At 65.2% G+C, this 14,561-nt stretch carries 13 protein-coding genes; 7 read left to right on the top strand and 6 right to left on the bottom strand.

Going from position 1 to position 14,561, the window contains the following annotated elements; genetic code table 11:
• The first annotated feature begins 385 nt into the window (after positions 1-385).
• Both CP557_RS16780 and CP557_RS16785 read left to right on the top strand, forming a co-directional pair.
• Positions 386-805, top strand: coding sequence for a PPC domain-containing DNA-binding protein (locus tag CP557_RS16780; protein ID WP_097380959.1), 420 nt, complete (start codon positions 386-388; stop codon positions 803-805).
• Position 806: 1 nt separating this feature from the next.
• Positions 807-4,436 (top strand): DNA polymerase II large subunit, encoded by a 3,630-nt coding sequence (locus tag CP557_RS16785; RefSeq protein ID WP_097380960.1) that lies wholly within the window; start codon positions 807-809, stop codon positions 4,434-4,436.
• 400 nt (positions 4,437-4,836) lie between these two features.
• Here the strand turns inward: CP557_RS16785 and CP557_RS16790 are convergent, their stop codons facing one another.
• Entirely contained in the window at positions 4,837-5,748 is a 912-nt protein-coding gene (locus tag CP557_RS16790; RefSeq protein ID WP_097380961.1) for an alpha/beta fold hydrolase, read from the bottom strand.
• Positions 5,749-6,196: 448 nt separating this feature from the next.
• Here CP557_RS16790 and CP557_RS16795 point away from each other — a divergent pair, with 448 nt between their 5' ends.
• The 3 genes from CP557_RS16795 (at position 6,197) to CP557_RS16805 (ending at position 8,024) form a co-directional block, all read left to right on the top strand.
• Entirely contained in the window at positions 6,197-6,535 is a 339-nt protein-coding gene (locus CP557_RS16795) for a DUF7130 family rubredoxin-like protein (RefSeq protein ID WP_097380962.1), read from the top strand.
• A gap of 106 nt (positions 6,536-6,641) precedes the next feature.
• A complete protein-coding gene (locus CP557_RS16800; protein ID WP_097380963.1) occupies positions 6,642-6,935 on the top strand; it encodes a DUF7130 family rubredoxin-like protein in 294 nt (97 codons plus the stop codon).
• Between the two features lie 183 nt (positions 6,936-7,118).
• Positions 7,119-8,024 carry a ketopantoate reductase family protein gene (locus CP557_RS16805; RefSeq protein WP_097380964.1) on the top strand — a complete coding sequence of 302 codons (906 nt, stop codon included), beginning with the start codon at positions 7,119-7,121 and terminating at the stop codon, positions 8,022-8,024.
• A gap of 122 nt (positions 8,025-8,146) precedes the next feature.
• Here the strand turns inward: CP557_RS16805 and CP557_RS16810 are convergent, their stop codons facing one another.
• Together CP557_RS16810 and CP557_RS16815 are read right to left on the bottom strand one after the other, a co-directional pair.
• Entirely contained in the window at positions 8,147-8,512 is a 366-nt protein-coding gene (locus CP557_RS16810; RefSeq protein WP_097380965.1) for a NifU family protein, read from the bottom strand.
• Between the two features lie 81 nt (positions 8,513-8,593).
• Positions 8,594-8,911 (bottom strand): DUF5783 family protein, encoded by a 318-nt coding sequence (locus tag CP557_RS16815; protein ID WP_097380966.1) that lies wholly within the window; start codon positions 8,909-8,911, stop codon positions 8,594-8,596.
• A gap of 175 nt (positions 8,912-9,086) precedes the next feature.
• Between CP557_RS16815 and CP557_RS16820 the strand changes: the two genes are divergently transcribed.
• On the top strand, positions 9,087-9,479 hold the full coding sequence (locus tag CP557_RS16820; protein WP_097380967.1) for a hypothetical protein: 393 nt from the start codon (positions 9,087-9,089) through the stop codon (positions 9,477-9,479).
• A 96-nt stretch (positions 9,480-9,575) separates the two neighbouring features.
• Here the strand turns inward: CP557_RS16820 and CP557_RS16825 are convergent, their stop codons facing one another.
• Together CP557_RS16825 and CP557_RS16830 are read right to left on the bottom strand one after the other, a co-directional pair.
• Entirely contained in the window at positions 9,576-10,379 is an 804-nt protein-coding gene (locus tag CP557_RS16825) for a DUF7260 family protein (protein ID WP_097380968.1), read from the bottom strand.
• A complete protein-coding gene (locus tag CP557_RS16830) occupies positions 10,376-11,305 on the bottom strand; it encodes a DUF7551 domain-containing protein (protein WP_097380969.1) in 930 nt (309 codons plus the stop codon). Before CP557_RS16830 ends, CP557_RS16825 begins: the two co-directional genes overlap by 4 nt.
• A 498-nt stretch (positions 11,306-11,803) precedes the next feature.
• Between CP557_RS16830 and CP557_RS16835 the strand changes: the two genes are divergently transcribed.
• Positions 11,804-12,559, top strand: a complete 756-nt coding sequence (locus CP557_RS16835) for a PHP-associated domain-containing protein (protein ID WP_097380970.1) — start codon at positions 11,804-11,806, stop codon at positions 12,557-12,559.
• Between the two features lie 348 nt (positions 12,560-12,907).
• Here the strand turns inward: CP557_RS16835 and CP557_RS16840 are convergent, their stop codons facing one another.
• A complete protein-coding gene (locus CP557_RS16840) occupies positions 12,908-14,392 on the bottom strand; it encodes a single-stranded-DNA-specific exonuclease RecJ (protein ID WP_097380971.1) in 1,485 nt (494 codons plus the stop codon).
• Positions 14,393-14,561 lie beyond the last annotated feature (169 nt).

Consider the following 14,561-nt stretch of genomic DNA (forward strand, 5'->3'; position numbering starts at 1 on the left):
ATGCCTATATCGGTTCGAAGATCTCGAAAAAAGCGTTTGTCGTCCATACTTGTCCTCTTGGCCCGCTTTTTCCCCGTTGATGTGCAGATATGGCCGGTAATCAGTACCTATCAGTCGGCTTGATTCTCAATGACTGCTTTGGCCGGCTCCCCGCATCAGAATACGCTCGGCGGTCACGCGTTCGAACGCTGCCCCGTTCGGCTCCGCCGCCGACGTCTCGTAGCCGCTGCACGTCACTGCACACCGAACCGCGTGACAACGTTGCGATCCGTGTGTCAATCGTTTCAGCGGCTCCGATCGCTATACGGTCGCTCACCGCCAGCGGGTGAGCCGTCGCCACAACCGACCGCAGGGCTTTTTCTGCCGGCCGACACAGTAGCGTAGTATGAACTATCGAGCCGTCGAAACCACGGGTGAGTACGTCGCCCGCCTCGAGACCGGTGCCGACTGGCGAGCTGAGATCGAGTCGCTCGCGGACGCGGTCGAGGCCGACGCCGCCTGGTTTACCGCCCTCGGCGCGGTTCAGGACGCCGAATGCTGGTTCTACGATCAGGAGGCCTGCGAGTACTATCCGATCGAGTTCGACGAGCCACTCGAGGTCGCCAGCTGTGTCGGCAACGTTTCGCGGCTAGAGGGCGATCGCTTCGCCCACACCCACGCGGTCCTCTCGGACGAGGAGGGAACCGCCTACGCGGGTCACCTGAACGCGGCGACGGTCTGGGCGGGCGAGGTCCACATGCGCGTCTTCGAGGAGCCCCTCGAGCGCGAGTACGACGAGACGACCGAACTGGACCTCTGGCTCTAACATGCGCCCGGAAGACGAACAGTACTTCGAGGGGCTCGAGGCGCAACTCGACGAGGCCTTCGACGTCGCCGAACGGGCCAAAGCACGGGGCGGGGACCCCAAACCGGCGGTCGAGATTCCGGTCGCCAAGGACATGGCCGACCGCGTCGAGAACATTCTGGGGATCGACGGCGTCGCCGAGCGGGTCCGCGAACTCGAAGGCCAGATGAGCAGGGAAGAGGCGGCCCTCGAGCTCGCCGAAGACTTCGCCGAGGGGCGGGTCGGTGACTACGAGACGAAAGCGGGCAAGGTCGAGGGCGCGGTCCGCACCGCGGTCGCCCTGCTGACCGAGGGCGTGGTCGCCGCCCCCATCGAGGGGATCGACAAGGTCGAAATCCTCGAGAACGACGACGGGACGGAGTTCGTCAACGTCTATTATGCCGGCCCGATCCGCTCGGCCGGCGGGACCGCACAGGCGCTGTCCGTCCTCGTGGCCGACTACACGCGCGCACTCGTCGGGATCGAGCAGTACGACGCCCGCGATGAGGAGGTCGAACGCTACGCCGAGGAGATCGCCCTCTACGACAAGGAGACCGGCCTCCAGTACACGCCGAAAGCCAAGGAGGCGAAATTCATCGCCAAACACCTCCCGATCATGTTGGACGGGGAGGCAACCGGCGACGAGGAGGTTTCGGGCTTTCGGGACTTAGAGCGGGTCGATACCAACAGCGCACGGGGCGGAATGTGTCTCGTCCTCGGGGAAGGGATCGCGCTGAAGGCTCCGAAGATCCAGCGTTATACCCGAAATCTGGACGAGGTCGACTGGCCGTGGCTCCAGGACCTCATCGACGGCAACTACTACGACGACGAGGGGGAGCCCGGCGACGACGAATCCGATGGCGACGGTGACGAGGCAGAGACGGCCGAGAGCGACGCCGATGCGGAGGCCGACGACGACTCCGCCACTGACGACTCCGAGGGGCCACCTCGCGTCGAGACCTCCGAGAAGTTCCTCCGGGATCTGATCGCCGGCCGTCCCGTCTTCTCTCACCCGTGTGCACACGGTGGCTTTCGGCTGCGCTACGGACGGGCGCGCAATCACGGCTTCGCGACCGCCGGCGTCCACCCCGCGGCGATGCATCTGGTCGACGACTTCCTCGCGACGGGGACCCAGATCAAGACCGAACGCCCCGGAAAGGCGGCCGGGGTCGTCCCCGTCGACTCCCTCGAGGGGCCGACGGTCAAACTGGCCAACGGCGACGTCCGGCGGATCGACGATCCCGAGGACGCCCTCGAGATCAGAAACGGCGTCGAGGCGATCCTCGATCTCGGCGAGTACCTGGTCAACTACGGCGAGTTCGTCGAGAACAACCACCCGCTCGCGCCCGCCTCCTACACCTACGAGTGGTGGGTGCAGGATCTCGAGGCCGCCGGCGCGGACGTACAGGCTCTCGAGGACGACCCCCGGATCGACCTCGAGTTCCCCGATCCCGAGGATGCCCTGGAGTGGGCCGTCGAGTACGATGCGCCGCTCCACCCCGAGTACACCTACCTCTGGCACGATATCTCCGTCGACGCCTTCTGTACGCTCGCCGACGCCGTCGCGGACGGCCGGCTCGAGGGTGAGATCGACGGCGACGCGACGCTCGTCCTCGAGTATACCGACCCCGTCCGCGAGGCACTCGAGACGATCGTCTTAGAGCACCGCCAGCGCGCGGACGAGAACCGCATCGAGATCGGCGATTGGCGGCCGTTCGTCCGCACGCTCGGCTGCGAGGTCCGTCGCACGGCGGCCGACGGTGCCGCGCTCGAGCCCAACGAACAGACTCCGACCGTCGAACTCGAGCGCACCTGGTCCGACGACGACCTCTCTTCGCGTGCGCGAACGTGGGGTCACGAGGCCGAGGGCGACAACGCCATCGAGGCGGTCACCGAGGTCGCGCCGTTCCGGGTTCGCGAGCGCGCGCCCACGCGAATCGGCAACCGAATGGGCCGGCCGGAGAAATCCGAGAGCCGCGATCTGAGCCCGGCGGTCCACACGCTGTTCCCGATCGGCGAAGCCGGCGGCACGCAGCGCAACGTCGCCGACGCCGCCACACACGCCGAGACGATGTCGGACACGCCCGGCGTCGTCGAGCTCCAGGTCGGCCGCCAGCGCTGTGACTCGTGTGGCACCGAGACGTTCAAGAACCGCTGTCCGGACTGCGACGAACGCACCACGCCGGACTATCGCTGTCCGGACTGCGACCAGCGCCTCGAGCCCGACGAGGCCGGCCGCGTCGAGTGCGACCGCTGCGAGCGCGAGGGCACTTGCGTCGAAACCCGCGAGATCGACGTCCACGAGGAGTTCCGCGACGCACTCGAGTCGGTCGGCGAACGCGAGAACGCCTTCGAGATCCTGAAAGGCGTCAAGGGGCTCTCCTCGCAAAACAAGATCCCCGAACCGATCGAGAAGGGAATCTTGCGCGCCAAACACGACGTCTCCTCGTTCAAGGACGGCACCGTCCGCTACGACATGACCGACCTGCCGGTTACCTCCGTCCGTGCGAGCGAACTCGACGTCGACGTCGGCCAGCTGCAGGCGCTCGGCTACGAGGAAGACATCCACGGCGAACCTCTGACTCACGAGGACCAGCTGGTCGAACTCAAAGTCCAGGACATCGTCCTCTCGGACGGCGCGGCCGAACACATGCTGCGGACCGCCGACTTCATCGACGACCTGCTCGAGCAGTATTACGGCCTCGAGCCCTACTACGAGTTCGAGGACCGACAGGAGCTGGTCGGCGAACTCGTCTTCGGGATGGCACCTCACACGTCCGCAGCGACTGTCGGGAGAGTGATTGGTTTTACGAGCGCCGCGGTTGGATACGCACATCCGTACTTTCATGCCGCGAAACGCCGGAACTGTGACGGTGACGAGGACTGCGTGATGCTGCTACTTGACGGATTGCTTAACTTTAGTAAATCGTTCCTGCCCGACCAACGCGGCGGGAAGATGGACGCCCCGTTGGTCATGTCCTCCCGGATCGATCCCTCCGAGATCGACGACGAGGCCCACAACATGGACGTCGTCTCGCAGTACCCCCGCGAGTTCTACCTCGCGACCCGCGAGCAGGCCGACCCCGAAGAGGTCGACGTCGAGATCGCCGAGGCAAACCTCGGCACCGACCTCGAATATACCGGCTTCGACCACACCCACGACACCACCAACATCGCGATGGGGCCCGACCTCTCGGCGTACAAGACGCTGGGGTCGATGATGGACAAGATGGACGCCCAGCTCGAGCTCTCGCGCAAACTCGCGGCGGTCGACGAGACCGACGTCGCCGAGCGGGTCATCGAGTATCACTTCCTGCCGGACCTCATCGGGAACCTCCGGGCGTTCTCCCGGCAGGAGACCCGCTGTCTCGACTGCGGTGAGAAGTTCCGCCGGATGCCCCTGACCGGCGACTGTCGGGAATGCGGCGGGCGAGTCAATCTGACCGTCCACAAAGGGTCCGTGAACAAGTACATGCAGACGGCCATCCAGGTCGCCGAGGAGTACGACTGCCGCGATTACACGAAACAGCGGTTGGAGGTGCTCGAGCGTTCCCTCGAGAGTATCTTCGAGAACGACAAGAACAAGCAAAGCGGGATCGAGGATTTCATGTAACGAAATTTTGCTCTGCGGGCGCGGCGAACCCGTGCCCTCGGCAAAATCTTCAAAAGAGCGCGTAGCGCTCTTTTGGACCTCGCGGGATCTTCGATCCCGCTCAGTTTCGATCAAAAGCACCGGAAGACGCTTCGCGTCTTCCGAGCTCTCGTTCACGAGAACACTCCTCCTTCCGTTCCGTGGCGCTTCGCGTCACTCCACATCAGTCGTCGGCCCGCTCGCTCAGCCGGTCGCACGGCCTTCGGCCGTTCGACTTCTCGCGGCGCGTAGCGCCGCGCACGGCTTCGCTCGCGGTCGATAACTGTAAGGGCCTGCCCTCCCCCGGGTCGCGCGATTCGCCGCAGTTGCGGCGAACACGCGCTCCCGGCCGAATTGAAACCGAATAACGAGCGACGTGTCCTTAATCGCTGGTGGCTCGAGTGACGCCAGGCATCCCTGCCTTGGTATACTCCGGCTCCGGGGAATACTGCGGGTCCGGCAGCCACTCTCGGAGACTCTCGTTGAATCGGTCGGGGCGCTCTCGGGGCGTCCAGTGGCCACAGTCCTCGATCAGGTCCAGCTCGGCGTCTGGAATGCGTTTTGCTGCTCGTTTCGACCATTCGACGGGGACGAGCGGGTCCTCCGTGCCGTGGACGAGCAGGGTCGGAACGGACAGCGACTCGAGGTCGTCGACGAAGTTCGTCGCGACGCGGCCGCTAAACGACAGTTCGTTGTTCTGGAACGCCTCGAACGCCCGGATCGAGCCCGGTTCCATCAGTTTTCGCCGGGCGTCGTCGACGAAGCGGTCGGGCAACGAATCGGCGTCCGCGACGAGGTTGTCGAGGACCATTCGAACGCTCCGCGTCGAGGAACCGGCGGCGATTTTCCCGAACTGGGTCATCCCGGGGACCTGCGACAGGACCTTCCACTGGAGGGCGCTGGGCAGTCGTTCCCCGAGCCCGTAGCTGTCGACGAGGGCCAGTCGGTCGACCCGGTCTGGGTTTGCGAGCGTGTACCCGAGTGCGACGCCGCCGCCCATCGAAATGCCGGCCAGCGAGACCCGCTCGAACGGGAGCGTCTCGAGGAACCCATCGAGGACGTCGACGTACGACTCGAGGGTGTGTGCAACGTCTCCCGTGCTGTTCCCGTATTCGGGCCAGTCGATCGCGTACACGCGGTAGTCGTCCGCGAGGGCGGTGATCGTGTGTCGCCACGAGACGGTCGCGTCGTCGATCCCCGCGCCGTGGCAGAGGACGACCGGCGGGCCGTCCGTCCCTGCCCGCCGGTAGGCGATCCGGCAGTCGTCGATAGTGGCGACACCGGTCCCGCTCATGATCGGACCACGGTCTCGGTGGAGCGGTCCACGCCCATCGGTACCGGCCGGTCGACTCCGCTGGGTTTCGTTCCCGCCCCGGCGATCGGCCCCGTCGCTGGCTCGTCCGGCTCGAGATCGTGTGCCGTGTTGACACTGGGAGCCGATCCATGGGTGTGACAGACTATCATGGTACGTGTCTCTATTCGGCAGGCGTATATTGTTTTCCATTACCGTGTACTCTCTTAACAGACGAAACGCTGCTCGCTATCAGTCGATCGACTGGCAAGTCCACCGCGAGTCGTGGCTCCGGACCGACGCGGCCGGAGGAACGAAACGACGAGATACACCGGGGCAATACGGTATTTCCACGGTTCGAGGAGGTGCGATCCCTGTCTACGAGTCCCTCGCTTGGCCGCTTGCACAATGCGTGCTGTGTCTTTATCGCCGTCGCCGGTGTGGTTCGGCTATGGTCAAAACTGGTGAGACACCGGCGAAAGAGGGCGACGAGGAGGCCATCGAGGAGGTGGAAAAGCTCAATTTCGGGCAGACGGTCTACGACGAGGACGGCAACGAACTCGGCCGTGTCCGTGGCTTCGAACAGAGCGGGTTCTTCGTCACTACCCGTGAGGGTGCCGAGGCGATGAGCGTCGAACACGCCCGCTCGGGTCACGAGTTCGGCGAAGCCCACCTCATGTGGCGCTGCATGGAGTGTGGTGAGATGGATGCGATCGATAAGGGACTTCCCGACGAGTGCCCGAACTGCGGCACCGAACGGGAGGATCTGATGTACTGGACCGAAGACTGAATCGGCGACGGCGGTGAGCACGTGATCGCCGGCGAGGATCACCTGTTCTATATAGCACGTGAGGATTTATCACCCGTCACAGCGTGAGTTCGTGTTGGTAGTTCCCATGGCCAAAGAACAGCGACGATTGGGGTTTGGAACGCCGGTCTACACGAAGGACGGAACGAAAATCGGCCGAATTCGTGGCGTCGACGAGCACGGGCTCTACATCACGCTCCGGGATGGAATCGAGGGAATGAGTGTCGAGCACGTCCGATCGGGCCAGACGTTCGGGGAAGCCGAACTGATGTGGCGCTGCTGGGAGTGTGGCGAGATGGGCCGCCTCGACCGCGACATTCCGAACACCTGCCCCTCCTGTGGTGCCGACAGGGAGGACCTGTACTACTGGACTGAGGACTGAGTCCGGGGACATCGTCGTATTCCCACCCCGAACGGCACCGTCGCGGTCGTTGCTGGTACCGCGAGGGTGGTACATCCGACCCTCGAGCGTTCGTGGTTCGTTGCTCGGGGTGCCCAGTACCACTCGATACTGTGTTCGTGGCGAACCGGGGTACTGTAGTGGCAGTCGTCCGAAGGTGCAGTCATGGAGATCGTCGTCTTCGGGGCCGGCAGCCTCGGCAGTCTCGTCGGTGGCCTGCTCGCACGCGAGCACGACGTCACGCTCGTCGCTCGCGAGGCCCACGCCAGTGCCGTCCGCGAGTCGGGACTGCGACTCGAGGGCGTGGCGGACCGCCAATCGAGCGTGTTTCCGGCGGCGACGACCGACGGCACGGGTCTCGAGGCGGACCTCGCCATCGTCACGGTCAAGTCCTTCGACACCCCGGGAGCCGCCGATACGCTCGCGACGGGGTCGTTCGACGCGGTTCTCTCCCTGCAGAACGGCATGGGAAACGAAGGGACGCTCGCGGCGCGACTCGAGGCGCCGGTGCTCGCGGGAACGGCGACCTACGGCGCGATCCTGCAGGCTCCGGGCGTCGTCGAGCGTACTGGCGTGGGGGAGATCGTCCTCGGTTCTCGAGACGGCGGTTCGTCGGCCGTCGCTGATCGGGTCGGTGAGGCCATCCTGGCTGCCGGTCTCGAGACGACTGTCGCCGACGACATGCCGCGTCGGCTGTGGGAGAAACTCGCGGTTAACGCGGGCATCAACGCGGTGACGGCCCTGACCGCGACCGAAAACGGTGCCGTCCTCGAGGATCCGGCGAACGACCTCGCGCGTGCTGCAACTCGCGAAACGGCACGGGTCGCTCGGGCCTGTACCGTTTCCCTCTCGAACCGCGAGGCGCTGGCGGCGGTAGAAGCCGTTGCCGAGGCGACGGCTGCGAACACGTCTTCGATGCACCAGGACGTGCTGGCCGACCGGCGAACCGAAATCGACGCGATCAACGGCTACGTCGTCGATCGCGCGCTGGAGGCAGGACTCGAGGTCCCGACGAATAGGACGCTCACCGCGCTGGTCAGGACCTGGGAACGCGGTCGCGGCCTGCGGTGAACGGTCGTTCGGCCACCGCACGCTCCCCCGGCCGATGGTTCTATCCGACACTGGCGGCGGACGACGCGGCTACTGGGGAAAAACAAAGACGGCAGATCGGCGTTTCCGCGACGAACGGCGGGTTAGAACGGTGCTTCCGGCCCTTCGTTGGCTTCGCTGCCGTCGTCGTCGACGGTTTCGCCCGGGAAGGAGGGACTCATGCCGCCCATCTCTTCTTCGCCGCCGTCCATGCCGGTCGAGGCGTTGACCGTCTCGATCTCGGGGATTTCCTTGACCATTCGGCTCTTGATCGCCTGAATCGTCATCGGAGAGATCCCACAGCCGCTGCAGGCACCACCGAGGGCGATACTGACTTCGCCGCTCTCGCGATCGATGTCCTGAATCGCCGCGCTGCCGCCGTGCATCTGGATCTGTGGGAAGTTCCGTCGCAGGAAGTTCGTCACGCGTTCCTCGAGGTCGTCCCCGTCGTTCTGGGTCTCGGTGCTCATAGAAATCCCTTGGGTATCAGCCCCCCTAAACCTTCCGTCCTCCATGTTCGCCTGCCGGCTACCGGGGCGTGAGCGGTCGACTCACTGGAACCCGAACACGCGCTGTAGTTCGGTTTCGATCTCCCCGATGTGGGTCTCCAGGATTTCCTCGAATCGGTCTTCGTCGACGAGCACGCCCGAGAGCCGACCGTACGGATCGTCGGGGAGCTCGATGCGGAACTCGCCGTCGCCCTCGTAGAAGGGCTCGCTCTCGTTCAAGACCTGCTGGTCGATCGCGTGGACGAGCTGGGAGTCGTAGCGGTCGTTCATCCGGTTAAACGCGTTCTTGTACGCCTGCTGGAGTTCGGGGAAGTAGTTGGCGTACTTGTCCTCGAACTTCTCGGGATCGAAGTCAGCCATACGCTAGTCCAACGGTAGCGGGGACAAAAGTCAGACGATCGTCCTCGTCCGTCGGGCCCACGTCCGGATCCGACCCCCGTACCCATCAATTATCTAACGTTGTAGGGGACGCCTATATAGGTACCCGCGCTTGCAAGCGGAACCGACACCCCCGCTGTTGGCGATACCGACGTACATGATCGCAGATCAGGACCCCATCCCTCGGGAAGCGTTGCCGCCGAGATGGGGGCTTGCGGAGCGCTGTGAAGACCGGTTTACCTACCGATACAGGCGACCACCGATCGAATTGATCGCGGAGCGCATCGCCGCCGACCGCTCCCATCCGGGACTCGGTCTCTGTCGGTGCTGGGAGCTTCGCTACCGCTACTTCTTCTCGGATCGATCGATTACCGAGCCGATCGGCCACGTTTCCACCCAGCGAGCCGCCATCGACGGGTTGCTCGAGTGTATGCATCGCGTCCACGACACGGTCTCGGCGACCGATGGCCCCCTCAAACTCGGGGAGGTACTCGAGAACGTCTCGCTCTCGGATCTCGTTCCGAGCGGCGACTCCGATACACTGGAGTGAGTCGGTCGGGATCCGTTTACGGGCCGGCTACCGGCGGCAGCCTCGTCCTCGAAAACGCGGCGCGTCTCGTCACGCCGCTTCGACGCGAGGCGACGATCACACGCGCCGGGTCAAGTGTGCACGAACCGTCCGCTGACAGTCGCCACAGATCCCGTACAGTCGGGCCGCGCTCGAGAGCACCGGGTACTGTACGTCGAGGTCGGAATAAATAGCCGGTATCAGCGTTCGATGACGGGTTCCGCCTCGGCCGTATCGGTTCGTTGATTCGGTAAACTGGGCTTGTCGCTCCGCGGTGAGAGCGTCGAGTCGCTCCCGATACGCCTCGAGTTGCTCGTGTTTCGCCCGCAGTGTCTCGAAGTCACACTGCAGGAGGGATTCCGCGGCGGTCGACTGCAGCCAGCCGAGGATATCGTCGATGTCCTCGATTGCCCCTTCGAGCGTGGCCCGTTCGCTTCGCAGGGTTTCCCCCAGCAGCTCCACCTCCCGCTGTCTGGTCGTTATCTCCTCGAGGACGGCCGTTTTGAGCGCTGGGGTCCAGCCGGTTTCCGTCGCGAGGGCGACGGCGATGTCCTCGGTCAACTCCGCTGCGATCGTCTCGACGAGCGACTCGTCGCCCGCACGGTCGGCGATACTGTGGGGGCGGACCGTTTCTGCGAACGCCGCTCGAACGGTGAGACACCGCTCCTCCGACGGGGTAGATTGCTGGGTCTGGACCGGTGTCGCCATCGCTGTCGGCGTCGATCCGGTCGGCTGTTGTCGTTGCCCTCCGATGGGGCTCTCCGCTGGCACCTCCTGTACGCGCCGTTTGAACGTCTCGAAGGCGTCGCCTCGATCCGCAACCGCCTCCTGTTCCGTCTGGAGGCAATCGAGTGCGCGGTTGACCGCCGTCGATCCGGTCATGGCCGTCCCTCCTGGGTACAGACGAGCCCACCCGTCGGCTCCGTGTCGCTCGTCAGGACGAACTGCCAGTCGCCGTCGCCGAGGGCGGTAACATCGGTCACGCTCAGTCGGTCCGTTGGGGCTGGCGATCGGCGCAGGATGTCGATCCCGATCGGCAGCGTCGGGAACCGCCGTTCGTCACACTCGATAGCGTACCCTCGGAGTGAGACCGTCCAGCGATCCCTGCCGCTCGTCCCGACCGAATCGTGTGCAATGCCGTACTCCCGTATCAACGACAGCGAATCCAGGAACGCGAGACTCTCCGAAACCGGGTCCGCCGCCGACTCGACCGGCGAGAGGTTCGCTGCTGCCGCCCCCAACAGCCGTGTTCGCTCCGCCGCAGTCAGGTGTGTCTCGAGTTCGGTTGCCATCGTCTCGAGCAACACCAGACAGAGCGTGTTCCGGTCGGTCGTCGCTTCGGCGGCGACCAGATACGTGTCCATGATGGCTCGCTCGGCTGCCTCGTGGTCGCGGGCCGAGAGCGACTCGAAGACCGCTCCCGAGACGTCGTGGCAGAAACTGATCAGGGGTGTGTCGGTCCCACGCTGTCGATCTCGGGGGACCGACGGCTGTCCCGTCGGTTCTGCGACCGGCCGATCCGAATCGGCGGCAGCGGTCGTCTCCGCCCCGCCGGGTGCGTTCGCGGATCGTTCCTGACAGACGACCGGATCGTAGAACGGCAACTGTGGATCGTACCGTCTGAGTGCGGCACGGTACTGTTCGGTTGCGTGTGCGGCGTCTGCTGCGTCCGTCCGGGTCGCGAACCGCTGGCCGGCGACCGGTACCGGCCGTTCACCGGAGCGAGCACAGACCACGTAGTACTCTCCGTCGTTGCTTGCCAGCCGTTCGATGTGGTGGCGGATCTCTCGAAGTGTGGTTCCGACCATGGGGGATTCCTCCAGTAGGGCCGTCTCGGTCCCGCGGGCGCTCACACGGACGTGGGAAACGTCTGCCGACGGCCACGCTCCCGTCTATCGGCTCGTCCGCCCGCTGTGGGACCGATCGTTCACTCTTTAGGCTGACCTAAAATGTCATAAACCCATCGGAATTTAGGCGAACCTAACTACTGTCCGCCCCCTCGGTTGTCCGTCGTCCTGGTCTCCTGTCGCAATTGTCTGCTGTTCCACGACTCGATGGTCGCCTCGGCGTTGGTTCGGCGGAGCAGCGGTCCCAGAGACGACGTTCCGGGAGCTCCCACCGGCCAGTGGTACGAGGACGGTGACGTCCGTGATATCCCGTGTCGGACCCGCGGCCGACCCAGGAGCAAACTCTATAGTGCTATATCAAACTCGTTCCGATCCGTCATTGGCGGCCGGTAGCACAGTGTTTATGCGCGACAACGAGTTATTGGCGGTAGCGTCCACTGTCCCCGTTCCCTGGATTCCATGACCACTCAGATTCCGTTTGCAATCGACTTTCACGTCCATTCCGACGACTCCTACGATGGGCACGAACCGATCGAACTCATCCTCGAGCACGCCGCCGACATCGGCCTCGATGGGGTGGTCGTCACGGACCACGACGAGATCGACGAGTCCCGTCGGGCCGCCGACCTCGCCCCGGAGTACGGACTCGTCGGTATTCCGGGCGTCGAGGTCTCGACGCGACACGGTCACCTGCTGGCGATCGGGGTCGAAGAGCGGCCCGACCCCGGCCAGCCGTTCATGGAGACCGTCGAGATCGTCCGCGAACTGGGCGGCGTGGCGATCGTTCCACACCCGTTCCAGCGCAGTCGTCACGGGGTTCGAAAACGCTACATCGACGACGCCGACGCGATCGAGACCTACAACTCGATGGTCTTTACCGGCTACCGCAATCGACGCGCTCGCACGTTCGCTCGGCGACGGGACTATCCCCAGATCGGAGCCAGCGACGCACACTACCTGCCCAACGTCGGCAAGGCCTACACCGAGGTCCTCGTGACGCCCGACACGGCGAACCCGACGAAAGCCGACATCGACGGCGCGGACCTCGTCGAGGCGATCCTCGAGGGCCGGACCCAGATCCGCGGCAAGCGAACGCCGATCCGCAAGAGCGCGGTGCAGTACGGAAAGGGTGCGGTACGGAAGACGGCGTACATGTTCACCTCGCGTGCGCCGCTCCTGCCGACGGTGCCGGCCTCGATGGATCGATCGACCTAAGTACGACCCGCGGGCTCGAGTTGATCCGTTTCGTTTGCGCGGGTCCGGTCGGAGAGGCTCCATCGTCCGAGAGCACCGAGCACGGGCCGTTCGACCGCACTCCGACCCGCGAGCGTGCTGCTATCGCGGCAACGAGGCGTCGCCACGCCCTCCCCAACCGACTCACTCGCTGTGCTCGTTCGTCCATAGGAAGACGCTTCGCGTCTTCCACGCCTTCGTTCACACGTTCACGAAGACCTCGCGCGACCGTCGAGTCGCGGGTCGCCGATCGGCGACCCGCGACTCGGCGCGCGCCACCGCACGTCGGTTCATCGATCGCCGAGGGATAGCGATCGGCCGTCGCTGGCGTCAGGATAGTTGCTCGCCGACGATGTCGTCGGCGTGCTCGACGAACGCTTCTTCGCTGCCGTTCGGAACCGTCGCCCCCGCTGCGACGTCGTGGCCGCCGCCGTCGCCGCCGACTGCCTGGGAGGCGTCGCTCATCACGGTCGAGAGATCGAGGCCCTGCCGGACGAGCGAATGGGTGCCCCGCGCGGAGACCTTGACCTCCTCGTCGTTCTTTTCGGCGAAGGCGATGATGGGTTTCGAGCGGCTGATCCCGTCGTTGCCCATCGCCATTCCCGCGACGATACCGACGATGGTCTCGCGGATCTCGTCGCTCGCGTGGAACCACTGCACGTGCTCTTCTTGGGTTGCTCCCGCTCGGGTCACGAGGTCGATGCCGTTCGAGAGGTTGCGCCGGTGTTCTCGCAGCAGCTGTCGTGCGCGCTCGAGTGCGCCGTCCCGATCGCCGAGACAGACGCCCAGCCCGACGTCGGCCCGCTCGTAGCGGGCGGTCGCGTTCAACAGGGTCGAGAACTCGCTTGCGTCCCGGAGTTCGGTGCCGACGGGTTCCTCGCTGAGGACGTAGGCCGTACTCACGAGTCCGTCGATCTTCGTCGCGGGAACGCCACTCGAGACGGCCCGTCGGACGAGCGCGCTGGCGACCGTCTGTTTCTCGTCGTTCGTCAGCCCGGCCCAGCGCCGCCACTCCCCGTCGCGTTTCAACTCGAGGTCGAGTCCGTCGAGGAATCGGAGCGCGCCGTTCTCGTCGTTCGAGATGCCGGGGATGTGGACGTCGGTGGCGTACTCGAGGAGTTTGGGGAGCGGTCGGGTCTGCTTTCCGTAGAGCGCGAGGTCCTTGCCCGTCTCGAGGACGCCGGCCGCGACGCCCTCCTCGACGATTCCCTCGTTCGCGCCGTGGAGTTCGCCGCCGGCGGCCTGCATGTCGCCGACGGCCCCGACGACGGCGAGGGCGGCGAGGTCGCGGTTGTCGGCGCGGGCGTTCGCGGCCCCCGACGCGGTGGCGGCCCCGCCATCGGCCGCAACTGACGGCTCCGGATCGGTGTCGGACACGTCGGCCAGCGCCCGCGCGAGGACGTAACTCGCGCCGGCACCCGAGAGTTCGGACGCGCCGTTGATGCCGAACAGGAGCGGGTTGAGGTGGAACTCGGTGTCCCGGTCGGCGGGCTGATGGTGGTCGGCGATGACGGGCGTGAACTCGCCCGCGTCCTCGTGCTCGCCGATGCTGTCGAGTTGGCCGCTCCCGAAGTCGGTAAAGAGAACGGTCTCGTAGGCGGTCCCCGCAATCGCGGCGATCGCCTCCTCGTCGAGTTGCTTCTCGAAGACCGTCTCGAAGGGAATCCCGGCTCGTTCGAGGGCCTGTGCGGCGATCGCAGCGCTCGTGAGTCCGTCGGCGTCGATGTGTGAGGCGAGCAGCACGCGATCGGCCTCGCACAGCCGCGTTGCACACGTCCTCGCACGATCCTCGAGTTCGGGAACCGGCCCTGCCATCGAGGAATCCTGGGGCGGCTTCGGGGATAAAGGTGCGGTCCTGCGGGTCGCGAGGGGAGTCACCAGTGGCGGTTCACGCCTGCAGTTCAGGGGTGGAACGGTACTCGGACCTGCGGGAGCGCTGATCGCTCGACGGGAATCGAACTGGTTTTGGTTCCGTCGCGTGGCG

The organism is Natrinema ejinorense, assembly GCF_002494345.1.
GTDB lineage: Archaea > Halobacteriota > Halobacteria > Halobacteriales > Natrialbaceae > Natrinema > Natrinema longum.

Bases quoted from the DNA above. Each gene is read 5' to 3' on its own strand.
- CP557_RS16780 (WP_097380959.1), top strand. From the start codon at position 386: ATGAACTATCGAGCCGTCGAAACCACGGGTGAGTACGTCGCCCGCCTC.
- CP557_RS16785 (WP_097380960.1), top strand. From the start codon at position 807: ATGCGCCCGGAAGACGAACAGTACTTCGAGGGGCTCGAGGCGCAACTC.
- CP557_RS16790 (WP_097380961.1), bottom strand. From the start codon at position 5,748: ATGAGCGGGACCGGTGTCGCCACTATCGACGACTGCCGGATCGCCTAC.
- CP557_RS16795 (WP_097380962.1), top strand. From the start codon at position 6,197: ATGGTCAAAACTGGTGAGACACCGGCGAAAGAGGGCGACGAGGAGGCC.
- CP557_RS16800 (WP_097380963.1), top strand. From the start codon at position 6,642: ATGGCCAAAGAACAGCGACGATTGGGGTTTGGAACGCCGGTCTACACG.
- CP557_RS16805 (WP_097380964.1), top strand. From the start codon at position 7,119: ATGGAGATCGTCGTCTTCGGGGCCGGCAGCCTCGGCAGTCTCGTCGGT.
- CP557_RS16810 (WP_097380965.1), bottom strand. From the start codon at position 8,512: ATGAGCACCGAGACCCAGAACGACGGGGACGACCTCGAGGAACGCGTG.
- CP557_RS16815 (WP_097380966.1), bottom strand. From the start codon at position 8,911: ATGGCTGACTTCGATCCCGAGAAGTTCGAGGACAAGTACGCCAACTAC.
- CP557_RS16820 (WP_097380967.1), top strand. From the start codon at position 9,087: ATGATCGCAGATCAGGACCCCATCCCTCGGGAAGCGTTGCCGCCGAGA.
- CP557_RS16825 (WP_097380968.1), bottom strand. From the start codon at position 10,379: ATGACCGGATCGACGGCGGTCAACCGCGCACTCGATTGCCTCCAGACG.
- CP557_RS16830 (WP_097380969.1), bottom strand. From the start codon at position 11,305: ATGGTCGGAACCACACTTCGAGAGATCCGCCACCACATCGAACGGCTG.
- CP557_RS16835 (WP_097380970.1), top strand. From the start codon at position 11,804: ATGACCACTCAGATTCCGTTTGCAATCGACTTTCACGTCCATTCCGAC.
- CP557_RS16840 (WP_097380971.1), bottom strand. From the start codon at position 14,392: ATGGCAGGGCCGGTTCCCGAACTCGAGGATCGTGCGAGGACGTGTGCA.